Origin of the sequence: Deinococcus metallilatus (genome assembly GCF_004758605.1) — a bacterium.
In the GTDB taxonomy this organism is placed as follows: domain Bacteria; phylum Deinococcota; class Deinococci; order Deinococcales; family Deinococcaceae; genus Deinococcus; species Deinococcus metallilatus.
This window is the reverse complement of record NZ_CP038512.1, coordinates 432,672-446,437: the sequence shown is the minus strand read 5'-3', so window position 1 is coordinate 446,437 and position 13,766 is coordinate 432,672. Positions and strand designations below refer to the sequence as shown.

The window sequence follows — 13,766 nt, the reverse complement described above, 5'->3', positions numbered from 1 at the left end:
CCATGACAGCGGGAGAGGCAGCGAAAGAGCGGGCGGCGAGGCAGCGGCTGGTGCGCGTCGCGCGGGGCCTGGAGGACGGTGATCTGCTGGTGCGCGGCGCGCAGGTGGTGCAGCCCGTCACGCGCGAGGTGTTCGGGGCCGACGTGCTGGTCGCCGGGGGCCGGGTCGCGGCGCTGGTCGGCGCCGGGGCGGGCGTGCGGGCGGCGCGGACCGTGGAGGCGCGCGGCGCCTTCCTCGCGCCGGGGTTCATGGACGCCCACGTGCATATCGAGTCGAGCCTGCTGACGCCCGCGCGCTTCGCGGCGGCGGTGTTGCCGCGCGGCACGACGGCGGTGGTGGCCGAGCCGCACGAGGTGGTGAACGTGCTGGGCGTGCGCGGCCTGACGTGGATGCTGGAGGCGGGGCGGACATCCGGCCTGCGGGTCTTCGGCTCGGTGCCGTCCTCGGTGCCCGCCAGCCCCTTCGAGCGGGGGGGCGCGGTGCTGGACGCGGCGGAGGTGGCGGCGGCCCTGCGTCTGCCCGGCGTGCTGGGCCTGGCCGAGCTGATGAATTACCCGGGTGTGCTGAATGAAGACCCGGGCGTGTGGGACGTGCTGGAGGCCGGACGCGGAGGCCGGATCGACGGGCACGCGGCGGGTGTGGCGGGCCGCGACCTCCAGGCCTACGCGGCGGCGGGCCCCCACTCCGACCACGAGGCAACCACCCCGGAGGAAGCCCGGGAGCGCCTGCGCGCGGGCCTCTGGCTGATGGTGCGTGAGGGATCGGCGGCGCGGAACCTGGAGGCCCTGCTGCCCGTCCTGCGCGAGCGTCCCCGCCGCGCGCTGCTGGTCAGCGACGACGTGAGCGTGGACGAACTGCTCTCGCTGGGGCACCTCGACCGGCTGCTGCGGGCCTGCGTGGCGGGTGGCCTGCACCCCGCCGACGCGGTCGCGCTGGTGACCTGCAACCCCGCCGAGTACTGGGGCCTGCACGACCTGGGCCTGGTCGCGCCGGGCTACCAGGCGGATTTCGTGCTGCTGCGCGACCTCAGCGGGTTCGAGGTGCTGGAAACCTTTGTGGGCGGTGTGGAAGCCCGGGCGGGCACCGTCACGCCCCCTCTCCCGGGAGACAGCGTGAACCTGGGGCCAGGCTGGGACACGGCGACGTTCGACGTGCCCGCCCACTGGCCGGTAATGCAGGTCCGGCCCGACCAGATCACGACCGGCGTGGGCGCGCCGGGAACGGGAGACGCGCGGCTGGTCGTCGCGGACCGCTACGGCCGGGGGGACTATGCCGCCTGCTGGACCTCTGGCACCGGGATGACCGGGGGTGCGCTGGCGATCAGCATCCTGCACGACGCGCACAACGTCGCGGTGCTGGGCGGTACCGACGCGGACGTGCGGGCGGCGGGCCGGGCACTGGAGGCGCTGGGCGGCGGCGTGGTCGTGGTGGCGGGGGGCGAGGTGCGCGCCAGTCTCCCCCTCCCCTACGCGGGCCTGATGAGCGACCGCCCCCCGCAGGAAGTCGCCGCGCGCCTCTCGCAGGTGACGGCGGCGGCGCGGGCGCTGGGCTGCACCCTCCCCTACCCGGTCACCACCCTGAGTTTCCTGGGCCTGAGCGTGATTCCGGCCCTCAAGCTCACGCCGCGCGGGCTGCTGGACGTGCAGGCCTGGCAGCTTCTGCCCGCAGGGCGCGTGCCCGCCGGAACGGAGAACTGAAGATGGCGGACCTGGCCGGGAGAGAGCTGGTGGTGAACGGCGTCCGTCTGCACGTCGTCGAGGCGGGACCGGTGGACGGGCCGCTGGTGGTCTTGCTGCACGGGTTTCCCGAGTTCTGGCGGGCCTGGGAGCGGCAGATCGGCCCGCTGGCCCGCGCGGGCTTCCGGGTGGTCGCGCCGGACCTGCGCGGCTATGACCTCAGCGAGAAGCCGCCGGGGGTCCCCGCCTACCGCCTGAGCAGGCTGCGGGAGGACGTGGCCGCCCTGATTCACGCCCTGGGCTACGAGCGCGCGCATGTCGTCGGGCACGACTGGGGCGGCATCATCGCCTGGGCGCTGGCGATCCGGCAGCCGGAGGTGGTGGACCGCCTGGTGATCCTCAACGCGCCGCACCCCGCCGCCGCCCGCCGGATGCTGCGGATGCCCCGGCAGTGGCTCCGCTCCTGGTACATCCTCTTTTTTCAGCTTCCCTGGCTGCCCGAGCGGTTCCTGTTGCGTTCGGGGCGGAAGATGCTGCGGGGAACGAACCCGGCCGCCTACACCCCCCACGACCGCGAGCTGTACCAGCGGGCCTGGGAACAGCCCGGTGCCGCCACCGCCATGATCAACTACTACCGCGCCCTGCCCCGCTTCGGCAATGTGAAGGAAAATGAGGTGCGGGTGCCTACGCTGGTGCTGTGGGGTGAGCGGGACGTGGCGCTGCTGCCCGAACTGGCGGACGGACTCGAACGCTGGGTGCCGGACCTGCGGGTGGTGCGTTTCCCCCGCGCCAGCCACTGGGTGATGCGGGATGAGCCGGTGCGGGTGAACAATCTCCTGCTGGGATTCCTGTCCATCTGAGAGGATTTCATGCCATCCTCCCTGCATGCCGAGAATCACCGCGGAGAGATACGGAGTCATTGACGCCCAGGAGGGGGAGCGGCTGGTGCTGGCGCTGGAGCGCGGCGGGGTGGACATCCTGCACCGCTGCGGCGGCCACGCCCGCTGCACCACCTGCCGCGTCCACTTCACCGAGGGCGAGCCGGAAAGGATGACGGTGGCCGAGCGCGACAAGCTGCTGGAAAAAGGCCTGCTGGGCGAGGCCCGGCTCTCCTGCCAGATCGAGTGCCGGGGCGAGATGGTGTTGCGGCCCCTTCAGACTGTTCAGAACACCGGCCTGGAACCAGGCAAGGAACCCGCCGACCACATCGAACCCGAGCCGGTGTGGGTGCCCGTCCCGGCCCAGGGCTGAAGGCCCTTACCGCGCCTCGCCGGGCCGGGGCGCCTCAGCAGGCGTCAGGCCCAGCCCCGCCAGCACCCGCTCGCGGTTCCAGCCGGTCAACGCCGCCAGTTCCTCCAGCGTGGCCTCGAAGTCAGGCGTGCCGGGCGTGAGCGAGCGCAGCCGTGCCCAGAGGGCATTGCGGCGTTCCAGAAAGGCACGGGAGGGCATGGGGGGAGTCTAACGGTCCTGACCCGTCTAACGGTCTAACCGTCTGACCGCTGAAGGGCCGCCTTCCGTTATACTTTCGACCTTTAGACGGCGCCGCCAGGCGCCTAGCGATAACGCGCCACGTCCCGCAGGTGCGACGCATAGTCGTGGTTCACGTAGATCTTGCCGTTCAGCCCGTGCAGGAAGTACAGCGCGTCGCGGCCGTCGGCCATCTGCCGCTTGGGGTTCAGGACGCTCAGCAGCGCGGCCTGACCGGGGTTGTTGATGGGGGTGGGGGGAAGGCCCTGGCGGGTGTAGGTGTTGTAGGGCGTGTCCCTGGTGAAGTCTCCGGCGCTGCGGTCGAGTTCCGGCAGGTTCTTGCCCAGGCCGTAGGCGACGGTGGGGTCGCTGCCCAGCGCGATGCCGTCCTTCAGGCGGTTCAGGAACACCCCGGCGATCACCGGCATCTCGCCGTCGTTGGCGGCCTCGGCCTGCACCATGCTGGCGAGCGTCACCCAGCCCCGCACGCTGAGGCCGAGCGCCTTGGCCTTGGCCACGTTCTCGGGCGTGAATTCCTCGTTCATGCGCGTGACCATCTCCCGCACGGCCTCCTTGGGGGCCTCGCCCACCCGGAACTCGTACTTGGCGGGAAACACGAAGCCTTCGAGGTTCTTCTGCTTGCCCGCCGTGTAGGGGCTGAGGCTGGGGTCGCCCAGGGCGGCCTTCACCGCCGCCGCGTCGAACCCGGCCTTGGCGAGGATCGGGGGAATGTCCTTGAGGCGCCAGCCTTCGGGAATGGTCGCGTCCACGGTGGGAATGCGGGCCGGACCGGCCAGCTTGTCGGCCACCTGATAGACGTTCATGCCGCCGTTCAGGTCGTACAGCCCTTCCTTGAGGCTCCCCGCCGTGCCGTTTTGCCGCATCACGAAACGCAGGGCGTCGGCGTTTTTCACGATGCCGTGCGCTTGCAGGGTGCGGGCCACCTGCGGCAGGGTATCCCCCGGCTTGACCTCCAGCGTGTAGGGGCCGCCTCCGGCGGGCTGCGTGAGGCTGCGCAGATAGAGGAAGACTCCCAGCGCCGCCAGCAGCAGCAGTGCCACCAGCGCGAGCAGCACCTTGACCCACAGCGCCGTCCCCCGGCCTTGCAGGCGGGTCACGCGCCCACCCCTTCTGTCCGGAATGGCGCGAGCCGCGCTTCGAGGTCGGCGTCGGCGGGGGGCCGCGCGCCGAAGCGCGACACGACCCAGCCGCCCACCTGCACAGCCAGCCGCGCGGCGCGCACGGCGTCCCCGTGGGCCAGCCATCCGGCCAGGAACGCGCCACCGAAGGCGTCGCCCGCCCCGGTCGCGTCGATCAGGCGGTCTTGGCTGGCGGGAACGTGCGTGCGGGGCTGCGCGGGACCTTCCAGCAGCGCGCCTTCCTCGTCCAGCTTCAGCACGACCAGCGCGTGCGGATAGCGGGCGCGCAGCCAGTCCAGGGCGCGGCCGGGGTCGTCCTCGCCGCTCATGGCGCGGGCCTCGTCGGCGTTGGGAAAGATCAGATCGAAGGGGACACCGTCCACGATCTTCAGGAAGTTCTCGCGGCCCATCTGCTGAATCATCTGAAAGCTCCCGGGGTCGAGGCTGAGGGTGGCCCCGGCCTCCTTGGCAAGGCGCGCGGCGGTGAGGGCGGCGGCGCGCGGCGGATCGCGGAAGAGGCTCCAGGCGGTGAGGTGCAGGTGCCGCGCCTCCCGCAGCACCTCCTGCGGCACTTCTTCGGGCAGCAGCTCCCAGTCGGCGCCCTGCCCGGTCAGCATCGCGCGCTGGCCGCGGCGGTCGATCAGCGCGAGAATCACGCCGGTGGGGTGCACGTCACTGAGGGTGAGGGCAGTCCGCACGTCCTCGGCGTGCAGTTCGGCGGTCGCCAGTTCCCCGAAGCGGTCGCGGCCGATCTTGCCCACGAAGGTCGCGGGATACCCGGCCCGGCGGGCCCAGACGGCCAGGTTGGCCGCCGATCCGCCCCCGGAGAGTTCCATGCGACCGGTGGTGTCCCCGCCCGGCAGCAGCATGGTATCGGGTTTAGCCAGCACGTCCCAGGCTAGGTCGCCCAGCGACACGAGAGGTTTACGTTCCATCATGCGTGCCATGCAGCATACAGGGAGCAGCGGGCAGGGAAGCTGACCCTCAGCCCTCCGCCCACGGCGCAGCCTGCACCGCCCCCAGCGCCAGCAACGTCGCCAGCACGTCCAGTCCGCCGCTGAGGCCGTAGACGAGCTGATCGGTGAGCGTTGGGAGCGTGCTGAACCCGGCGATGGGCACCAGATTGAACACGGTCATCCCCAGGCTGAGGGCGGCGGCGACGTTCAGCCAATCCGCCAGCCTGCGGCGGCCCGTCAGGTCGGCGGGATTGGGGGCCAGGCGGGCGAGGGTGCCGTAGACGGCGTTGCTCGCCAGGATCGCCGCGAACCAGACCGTAAAGAGCGCGGTGAGGGCGACCGTGTTCGCCTCCGGGGCCAGGCCCGCCAGCACGCCCAGCAGCGTCAGGAACCACAGCACCAGCCGGAAGGACGTGAGCCCGGGAAAGGCGATCCGCAATGACACCAGCGTCCCGTCCGTCAGCGGCACCACCCGCCCCGCCGTGAAGCGCCCCAGGAGGACCGTCCACCACGCCAGCACCAGCCCACCCAGAAACGCCTCGATCCCCGAGAACCAGGCCTCCTGGGAGAAATTCCCACGCCACAGGGCATAGGCCGCCAGCCCGAACGTCCCCACGACCTGCACCCACAGGGCGGCGAGGGCGGCGGACCGCATCATGGGGCGCCTGCGGCGCGCCGAACGGTCAAAAGGTCAGACCGTCGAACGGCCTGCGACACCCATGCCCTTAGACCGTTCGACGGTCTGACGGTTAGACGGCGAGCGCAGCGAGCCTTCACAGCCCCAGTTTCGCCTGAAGCCGCTCGCGCACGACCTCCGGCTTGGCCTTGCCGCCGGTCGCCTTCATCACCGGGCCGAAAAGGGCGTTCATCGCCTTGGCGTTCCCGGCGCGGACCTTCTCCACGGTGGCGGGGTCGGCCTGCATCGCGGCGTCGATGGCGGCGTCGATAGCGGCGGTATCGGTCACGACCGTCAGGCCGCGTTCGCGGACCAGCGCCTCCGGGTCCTGCCCATTCATCACGTCGGGGAGGAGGTCTTTTGCAATCTTGCCGCTGATGGTGCCCGCGTCGATCAGGCGCACCAGGGCGGCGAGGTGCTGCGGCTGGAGGTCCGCCTGCGCGATGCCGGTTTCCCGCGCGGCCAGCAGCCCGGCCACGTCGGTCAAGAGCCAGTTGGCGAGCTTCTGCGCGTCGGGGGCAGGCTGGGCCGAAAGCGCCTCGTCATAGAAGCGGCTGAGGGGGACGTTCAGGCTGAGCGTCTCGGCGTCGCTCTCGCGCACGCCCGCCGCCACATACCGCGCCCGCTTCTGCCTGGGCAGTTCGGGCATCCGCGCCCGCACGCGCCCGATCCACTCGGGCGTGATCTCCAGCGGCGGCAGGTCCGGCTCGGGGAAGTAACGGTAGTCGGCCTCGCCTTCCTTCGTCCGCATCACGAAGGTCTTCTGGCCGCCCTCGTCCCAGCCCAGGGTGTCCTGGGTGATCTGGCCGCCCGAGTCCAGCACGCGCGTCTGCCGCGCCGTCTCGTACTCGATGGCGCGGGCCACCGAGCGGAAGGAGTTGAGGTTCTTGACCTCCACCTTGGTCCCCCAGGGTTCGCCGGGCTTGTGAATGCTGAGATTCACGTCGCAGCGCATCTTGCCTTCCTCGGGCGTCGCGTCGGACACGCCGAGGGACTGGGCGATGGCCTGCACGGCCTCTAAAAAGGCGCGGGCCTGCTCGGCGTCGGTGATGTCCGCCTCGGTCACCATCTCGATCAGCGGCGACCCGGCGCGGTTGAGGTCCAGCAGGCTGTAGGGCGCGTAGGTCGGGTGAATGAGTTTCCCCGCGTCGTCCTCCAGGTGGGCGCGTTTGATGCGGACGCGCTCACCGCCGACCTCCAGATACCCGTCCCGCGCAATCGGGCGGTCGTACTGCGAGAGCTGGAAGTTCTTGGGCGCGTCGGGGTAGAAGTAGTTCTTGCGGTGAAACTGGGTGAAGCCCGACACGTCGCAGTTGAGCGCCAGGCCGAACATCAGCGCGAGGTCCACCGCCTCGCGGTTGAGGGTGGGCAGCGTGCCGGGCAGCCCCAGCGTGAGGGGATCGGTGTAGGTGTTCGGCTCGGCCCCGTGGTAGTCGGCGGGGCAGGCGCTGAAGAGCTTGGAGCGCGTCCGCAGTTGCAGGTGGACTTCCAGCCCGATGACGGCACGGTACATGGGGGGGAGTCTAGCGCGGGGGGGAAGAGCAGAGCGCGAAGGAAAAGCCTCGACTTCCAGCCCGTTACAAACGCAGCGCCATCTCCGTCCCGCTCGCCTGAAAGCCCAGTCCCTTATACAGCGCCCGCCCCATCTCACTGGTGCCCAGGCTGACGCGGGTGATGCTCCGTTCCTGAGCGGTTTGCAGGCAGCGCGTGACGAGTTCACGGGCGAGGCCCCGGCGCCGATAGTCGGGGTGCGTCCAGACGTTCACCACCCGCGCCCGGTACGGCTGTGGGTCGCCCCTGGTTGGCCCCCATTCCAGCAAGGTCAGGCCAGCGCCCGCCACCACCCCTCCCCCGTCCGCGACGGCGAGAAACCCGAGGTACACGCCGCGTTCCAGCGCCTCCGTGACCCAGGCAGCGTAGACGGGACGCTCGGCGGCGTCGGCTCCGGCGGGGTAACGGTGGCAGGCGATAATGGGCGCGTCGGCGGGGCAGGCGGGGCGAATCACGCGGCACATTCTGGCAACTCCGGGCCAGCCGGGCGCGTACCGGAAGGCATGAGCGAACTGAATGGACGCATCGGCGGCACGGTTTACGGCTACGACCTGCACGCCGAGTGGGACGGCCAGCATCTGCGCGGGCGCATCGGCGGGAGAATTCAGGGCAAGGACCTGGACCTCACGCGGCACGCGGGGGATGTGGATGGGCGCGTCGGGGGCACCTTCGCCGGGTTCGACGTGGACGGGGACGTGACGCCGGAGCGGGTGGACGTGCGGCTGGGCGGGCAGACGGTCGGGAACGACGTTCACCTCGTCACCGACGGAGAACGCATCACCGGGCGCTTCTCGGGAAGAATCATCGGCAAGGACGTGGACCTGCGGGCGGACGGGAAACGGCTCACGGGCCGGATCGGGGGCGCCTTCGATGGCAAGGACGTACATCTGACTTTCGGGGACGTGCCGCCCGAACTGGCGGCGCTGGCCGCCGTCTGTGCGTATAAGGTGCTGGAAGACGACGAGGCGCACGCGGCCAGCAGCTCTGCCGCGTCCTCCTGATTCTCCAGCCAGCCGCACATTCCCGCGCTCTCCCGCGTGCTACTTTTCGCGCACCATGACAGCCGTACAGGGACAGGTGAAGGCCAGGACGCTCGGAGAACTGCTTCAGACGCCGGACTACGCGGGCCGCGCGCCCTTCGACGGCCAGGTGCGGACCGTGCAGGACGAGGTGCGGGACAACCTGACGCGCAAACTCCGCAACGGGGAAGAACTCTTTCCCGGCGTGGTCGGCTACGACGAGACGGTGATCCCGCAACTGGTCAACGCCCTGCTGGCCCGCCAGAACTTCATCCTGCTGGGGCTGCGCGGCCAGGCCAAGAGCCGCATCCTGCGCGCGATCACGGAACTGCTCGACGAATACGTGCCGGTCATCGACGGCGTGGACATGCCCGACGATCCCCTCAACCCCATCGGCGCCGAGGGCCGTCATCTGCTGGAAGCGCACGGGCTGGAGTTGCCGATCCGCTGGCTGCCGCGCGGCGACCGCTACGTGGAAAAGCTCGCCACGCCCGACGTGACGGTGGCCGACCTGATCGGGGACGTGGACCCCATCAAGGCCGCCCGCCTGGGCACCTCGCTGGGCGACACCCGCTCGATGCACTTCGGGCTGCTGCCGCGCGCCAACCGGGGCATCTTTGCCGTGAACGAGCTGGCCGACCTCGCGCCCAAGGTGCAGGTGGCCCTCTTCAACATCCTTCAGGAAGGGGACGTGCAGATCAAGGGCTACCCGATCCGGCTGGAACTGGACGTGATGCTGGTCTTCTCGGCCAACCCCGAGGACTACACCGCGCGGGGCAAGATCGTCACGCCGCTCAAGGACCGCATCGGCAGCGAGATTCGCACCCACTACCCGACCGACGTGAAGCTCGGGATGGACATCACCGAGCAGGAAGCGGTGAAGGCGCCGGGCGTCGTGGTGCCCGACTTCATCGCGGAACTGATCGAGGAAATCGCCTTCCAGGCCCGCGAGGACGGGCGGGTGGACAAGATGAGCGGCGTCTCGCAGCGCCTCCCGATCTCGCTGATGGAGGTCGCCTCCGCCAACGCCGAACGCCGCAGCCTGGTGTCGGGGGATGGCCCGGTGGTGCGCGTCTCGGACGTGTACGCGGGCCTGCCCGCCATCACCGGCAAGCTCGAACTGGAGTACGAGGGCGAACTCAAGGGTGCCGACGTGGTGGCCCGCGAGGTGATCCGCAAGGCGGCGGGGGCCGTGTACGCCCGCCGCTACGCCAGCTTCGACACGCGCGGACTGGAAAAGTGGTTCGAGGACGGCAACGTCTTCCGCTTCCCGCAGTCGGGCGACGCCGCGGCGGCGATGAAGGCCGCGCGCACCGTGCCGGGCCTGACCGACCTCGCCGCCCAGGTGGCGGGCAGCAGTGACGACGCGGTGCGGACGAGCGCCGCCGAGTTCATCCTCGAAGGGCTGTACGGGCGCAAGAAGCTCTCGCGCGCCGAGGAAACCTACGCCGCCCCCGAACCGGAAGTGCGCCAGCAGCGCGGGGGCCGCTGGAACTGAGGGAAGCTTTCAGCGGTCAGCTTTCAGCAAGAAGGGCGTCGCCGGAGCACAGGCGAACGCCCTTTTCTTTCGTCTTTCGCTGACGGCTGACCGCTGAAAGTGACCGCCTCCTCAATACAACTTCCCCAGCACGTCATCCTTCATCACGAAGCTCTGGTCCTGGGTGGGGAACTCGCGGGCGCGGACCTCGCGGGCATAGGCGGCGATGGCCTCGCGCGCCTCACGGCCCAGTTCGGCATACCGCTTGGCGAGCTTCTTCTCCTCGCCCTCGTACAGTCCGAGCAGGTCGTGGTACACCAGCACCTGGCCTTTGCAATGCACCCCCGCCCCGATGCCGATGGTGGGCACGTGCAGCCGCCCGGTGATCAGGCGGGCCAGGCGGGCGGGAATGGCTTCGAGCACCACGCTAAAGGCCCCGGCCTGTTCGAGCGCCAGCGCCCCCTCCAGGGTGCGGCGGGCGCTGGCCTCGTCCTTGCCCTGCACCTTCAGGCCACCCTGGGCGGTCGCGGTCTGCGGCAGCAGGCCCACGTGCCCCATCACGGGGATGCCGTTGCGGGTCAGCACCCCCACGACCTCCAGCACCTCGGGCGTCGCGCCTTCCAGCTTCACGGCGTCCGCGCCCGTCTGCTGAATCACGCGCACGGCATTCCGCATCGCGTCCGTGACCCCGGTGTGGTACGTCCCGAAGGGCAGGTCCACCACCAGGAAGGTATCCGGCGCTCCCCGCCGCACGGCCCGCGCGTGGTGAATCATGTCGTCCAGCGTGACGGGGGCGGTCGAGTCGTAGCCCAGCACCACGTTCCCCAGGCTGTCCCCCACCAGGATCAGGTCCACGCCCGCCGCCTCGGCGTGCCGCGCGCCGGGATAGTCGTAGGCGGTGACCATCACCAGCGGTTCCTGCGCGTTCATGAGGTCAGGGACACTGCGTTTCATGGGGGGAAGCTATCAGCTTCCAGCCGTCAGCAATCAGCCGTCGGGCCGCTTTGGCTGAAGCCCCCGCTTCTGGCTGAGAGCTGACGGCTGACCGCTATCCCCCCATGATCTGCCCGTAGCGGTCCAGGACCAGATAGATGATCCAGCCCGTCACCGCCACGTACAGCCACACCGGCACCGTCCAGCGCACCCAGGCGCGGTGGCGGTTGAACCAGGGGCGGGCGGCGGGCGCGTCGATGTTGCCGAGGTTCCCCGCCGCCTTCAGCCCCCGCCAGGCATTCCAGAGCGCCAGCAGCGCCAGCGGGAGGTTCGCCGCCGCGAGGATGATGTGGCTGATCAGCAGGAAGAAGTACGCCCCGCGCCACTCGGCAGGCCCGGCGTACTTCTTCTCGTACCCCAGGCCCAGGCGGGTGAGGTACAGCACCAGAAAGATGGTCGCCAGGCTGCTGGCGATCAGCATCGCGCGCATGTGCGCCTCGCGGTTGCCGCGCCGAATGAAAAAGACGCCGACCAGGAGCGTGATCCCGCTCAGGACGATGGTAATGACTGCCCACTGATTGATGATCGCCGCCACGGGCGCAGTCTAGGCGGCGGGCGCGGGGGCAGGTGTCCGGGGAGCGGAGGTGAGGAGAGGCAGGGGACAATCTTCAGCCTCCCGACCTGCCTAGAATGCGGGGATGAACCTGACCCGCCACCGGCGGTCGGAAGGAAGGTGAAGTGAAGTGAGCAGCGCATTGACGGTGCCCCGGTCCCGGGCGGGTGCCTGGCTGCCCCGGCTGGCCTGGGCGGCCCTCGCATACAACGTGCTGGTGATCCTGTGGGGCGCGGTGGTGCGCCTGACCGGGGCGGGCGCGGGCTGCGGCGACCACTGGCCGCTGTGTAACGGCGTGGTGGTGCCGCAGAGTCCGCAGCTCCACACCGTCATCGAGTTCAGCCACCGCCTGACCAGCGGCGCGAGCGGTCTGCTGGCGCTCGGATTGATCGCGCTGGCCTTCGCCACGACGCGCAGAGGCCACCCCGCGCGGCTGGGCGCGGTCCTGACCTTCCTGCTGATCCTGACCGAGGGGCTGGTGGGCGGCGTGCAGGTGCTGCTGGGCCTGACTGCCGATTCGACCGACCCCGCGCGCGGCTTCGTGCAGGGCGTGCATCTGGCGAACACCTTCCTGCTGCTGGGGGCGCTGCTGCTCACAGCGCTGTGGGCCTCGGGCCGCCCGGCGCTGCGGCTGCGCGGGCAGGGGCGCACGCTGGGATGGATCGCGCTGGGTCTGGTGCTGGCCCTGCTGGTGGGCCTGGCCGGGACGGTGACCGCGCTGGGTGACCTGCTCTTCACTCCGGCAGCGGGCACGCCCATCGACACGGTGCGCCGCGACTTCGGCACCACGGCTGGCCTGATCGAGAACCTGCGCGTGATTCACCCGATGCTCGCCATCCTGACCAGCGCGTACCTGATCTGGCTGGTGGGAGCGCTGCGCCGGTTGCGGCCCGCGCCGGAGGTGACGCGCTGGGGGATGGTGCTGCTGGGCGTGATCGGCGCCCAGGTGCTGGCGGGCTTCGTGAACGTGGCGCTCCGGGCACCGGCCTGGATGCAGCTCACGCACCTGCTGCTGGCGTGCATCATGTGGCTCGTGACCGTCCTGCTGAGCTATGAGGCCCTGACGGCCCCCCGCCGCGCCCGCCCGCTGACGCCGCAATCGGTGGCGGCATGACCGTCGACCGCATGACGCCGCCTTCCGGCGTGGGCCACCCGGCCCGGCCCGTGCGCGCGACCTGGCGCGATTACCTGGCGCTGACCAAACCCAAGGTCATCAGCCTGCTGCTGTGGACCACCCTCACCGCGATGTTCATGGCGGCGCGGGGCTGGCCGGGGCTGTGGCTGCTGATCGTGGTCAGTGTGGCCGGGTATGCCTCGGCGGGGTCGGCGGGCGTGTTCAACATGATCATCGACCGCGATATCGACCTGAAGATGAAGCGCACGGCGGCGCGGCCTACCAGCAGCGGACTGATCTCCACCCGCGACGCGGCGATCTTCGGCAGCGCGCTGCAAGTCCTGTCCTTCGTGATGCTGTGGGTCTGGGCCACGCCCCTGAGTGCCTGGATGAGCCTGGCGGGCTTCCTCACCTACGTGGTGGTGTACACGCTCTGGCTCAAGCGCAATACCTGGCACAACATCGTGCTGGGCGGGGCCGCCGGGTGCTTCCCGCCGCTGGTGGGCTGGGCGGCGGTGACGGGTGACCTCAACCTCTTCGCCTGGTTCCTCTTCGCCATCATCTTCTTCTGGACGCCCGTCCACTTCTGGGCGCTGGCGCTGATGATCAAGGAGGAGTACCGCCAGGTGGGGGTCCCCATGCTGCCCGTCGTCCACGGCGACCGGCTGACGGTGGCGCAGATCGGCCTGTACGCGATCTACACCGTGGTGCTGTCGCTGATGCCGGTGTTCTTGCAGGAGGTCGGCTGGCTCTACTTCCTGTCGGCGCTGATCCTGGGAGGGCTGCTGCTTCAGCGGTCGTGGAAGCTGTACCGGCACGTGATGGCGGGCCACCAGGTCGAGCGGCGGGTCGCGGTGCCGCTGTACCTGTACTCGATGCTGTACCTCGCGCTGCTGTTTGTGGCGGGCGCGGTGGACCGGGTGCTGATCGGCTAGGCAGGGGCTGGGAAGACGTGCCAGGGCGGTCCCGTGAGGCCGCCCTTCTTCTTTTCGCACCAGCCCCTTCCCCCACGCCCGTCAGGACACTTGCCCACCCCTCAAGCTGCTCTCATGGCCTGGAGCCTGACCGTTCGGTCGAACGCCCGTGGAGACACGGGTGGCGGGGCCATCTGGGGGGCGAAAAACCCCGGCCAACGTTCTAGACTG

General features: G+C 70.2%; 15 protein-coding genes. 7 read left to right on the top strand and 8 right to left on the bottom strand.

From position 1 onward, the window contains the following. The first annotated feature begins 2 nt into the window (after window positions 1-2). The 3 genes from E5F05_RS08090 to E5F05_RS08080 are packed head-to-tail and all read left to right on the top strand — an operon-like array spanning window position 3 to window position 2,927. Window positions 3-1,697 (top strand): adenine deaminase, encoded by a 1,695-nt coding sequence (locus E5F05_RS08090; RefSeq protein ID WP_129118127.1) that lies wholly within the window; start codon window positions 3-5, stop codon window positions 1,695-1,697. A 2-nt stretch (window positions 1,698-1,699) separates the two neighbouring features. Next, a complete protein-coding gene (locus tag E5F05_RS08085; RefSeq protein WP_129118126.1) occupies window positions 1,700-2,536 on the top strand; it encodes an alpha/beta fold hydrolase in 837 nt (278 codons plus the stop codon). A 25-nt stretch (window positions 2,537-2,561) separates the two neighbouring features. Beyond that, a complete protein-coding gene (locus E5F05_RS08080) occupies window positions 2,562-2,927 on the top strand; it encodes a 2Fe-2S iron-sulfur cluster-binding protein (protein WP_129118125.1) in 366 nt (121 codons plus the stop codon). 6 nt (window positions 2,928-2,933) lie between these two features. On the opposite strand, the gene E5F05_RS08075 is transcribed toward E5F05_RS08080, so the two are convergent. The 6 genes from E5F05_RS08075 to E5F05_RS08050 all read right to left on the bottom strand — a co-directional run bounded on the left by E5F05_RS08075 (window position 2,934) and on the right by E5F05_RS08050 (window position 7,929). Beyond that, window positions 2,934-3,125 carry a hypothetical protein gene (locus tag E5F05_RS08075; protein ID WP_129118124.1) on the bottom strand — a complete coding sequence of 64 codons (192 nt, stop codon included), beginning with the start codon at window positions 3,123-3,125 and terminating at the stop codon, window positions 2,934-2,936. Between the two features lie 104 nt (window positions 3,126-3,229). After that, window positions 3,230-4,261 carry an endolytic transglycosylase MltG gene (gene mltG / locus E5F05_RS08070; protein ID WP_129118123.1) on the bottom strand — a complete coding sequence of 344 codons (1,032 nt, stop codon included), beginning with the start codon at window positions 4,259-4,261 and terminating at the stop codon, window positions 3,230-3,232. Next, window positions 4,258-5,220, bottom strand: coding sequence for a carbohydrate kinase family protein (locus E5F05_RS08065; protein ID WP_129118122.1), 963 nt, complete (start codon window positions 5,218-5,220; stop codon window positions 4,258-4,260). The genes mltG and E5F05_RS08065 overlap by 4 nt, the downstream gene beginning before the upstream one ends. A gap of 46 nt (window positions 5,221-5,266) precedes the next feature. Beyond that, window positions 5,267-5,896 carry a hypothetical protein gene (locus E5F05_RS08060; protein WP_129118121.1) on the bottom strand — a complete coding sequence of 210 codons (630 nt, stop codon included), beginning with the start codon at window positions 5,894-5,896 and terminating at the stop codon, window positions 5,267-5,269. A gap of 115 nt (window positions 5,897-6,011) precedes the next feature. Beyond that, window positions 6,012-7,427 carry an Asp-tRNA(Asn)/Glu-tRNA(Gln) amidotransferase subunit GatB gene (gene gatB, locus E5F05_RS08055; protein WP_129118120.1) on the bottom strand — a complete coding sequence of 472 codons (1,416 nt, stop codon included), beginning with the start codon at window positions 7,425-7,427 and terminating at the stop codon, window positions 6,012-6,014. A 64-nt stretch (window positions 7,428-7,491) separates the two neighbouring features. After that, window positions 7,492-7,929 carry a GNAT family N-acetyltransferase gene (locus E5F05_RS08050; RefSeq protein ID WP_129118119.1) on the bottom strand — a complete coding sequence of 146 codons (438 nt, stop codon included), beginning with the start codon at window positions 7,927-7,929 and terminating at the stop codon, window positions 7,492-7,494. A gap of 39 nt (window positions 7,930-7,968) precedes the next feature. Between E5F05_RS08050 and E5F05_RS08045 the strand changes: the two genes are divergently transcribed. Beyond that, complete coding sequence (locus E5F05_RS08045; protein ID WP_129118118.1) at window positions 7,969-8,466, top strand: hypothetical protein; 498 nt, start codon at window positions 7,969-7,971, stop codon at window positions 8,464-8,466. Window positions 8,467-8,521: 55 nt separating this feature from the next. After that, window positions 8,522-9,982 (top strand): sigma 54-interacting transcriptional regulator, encoded by a 1,461-nt coding sequence (locus E5F05_RS08040; RefSeq protein ID WP_129118117.1) that lies wholly within the window; start codon window positions 8,522-8,524, stop codon window positions 9,980-9,982. A gap of 111 nt (window positions 9,983-10,093) precedes the next feature. On the opposite strand, the gene panB is transcribed toward E5F05_RS08040, so the two are convergent. Further along, window positions 10,094-10,915: a 3-methyl-2-oxobutanoate hydroxymethyltransferase gene (panB, locus tag E5F05_RS08035; RefSeq protein WP_129118116.1), complete on the bottom strand. Its 822-nt coding sequence runs from the start codon at window positions 10,913-10,915 to the stop codon at window positions 10,094-10,096. Between the two features lie 94 nt (window positions 10,916-11,009). Next, entirely contained in the window at window positions 11,010-11,489 is a 480-nt protein-coding gene (locus E5F05_RS08030) for a DUF420 domain-containing protein (protein WP_129118115.1), read from the bottom strand. A gap of 148 nt (window positions 11,490-11,637) precedes the next feature. Here E5F05_RS08030 and E5F05_RS08025 point away from each other — a divergent pair, with 148 nt between their 5' ends. Then, complete coding sequence (locus E5F05_RS08025; protein ID WP_129118114.1) at window positions 11,638-12,621, top strand: COX15/CtaA family protein; 984 nt, start codon at window positions 11,638-11,640, stop codon at window positions 12,619-12,621. Further along, a complete protein-coding gene (locus E5F05_RS08020) occupies window positions 12,618-13,556 on the top strand; it encodes a heme o synthase (RefSeq protein WP_206732998.1) in 939 nt (312 codons plus the stop codon). The genes E5F05_RS08025 and E5F05_RS08020 overlap by 4 nt, the downstream gene beginning before the upstream one ends. Window positions 13,557-13,766: the final 210 nt, after the last annotated feature.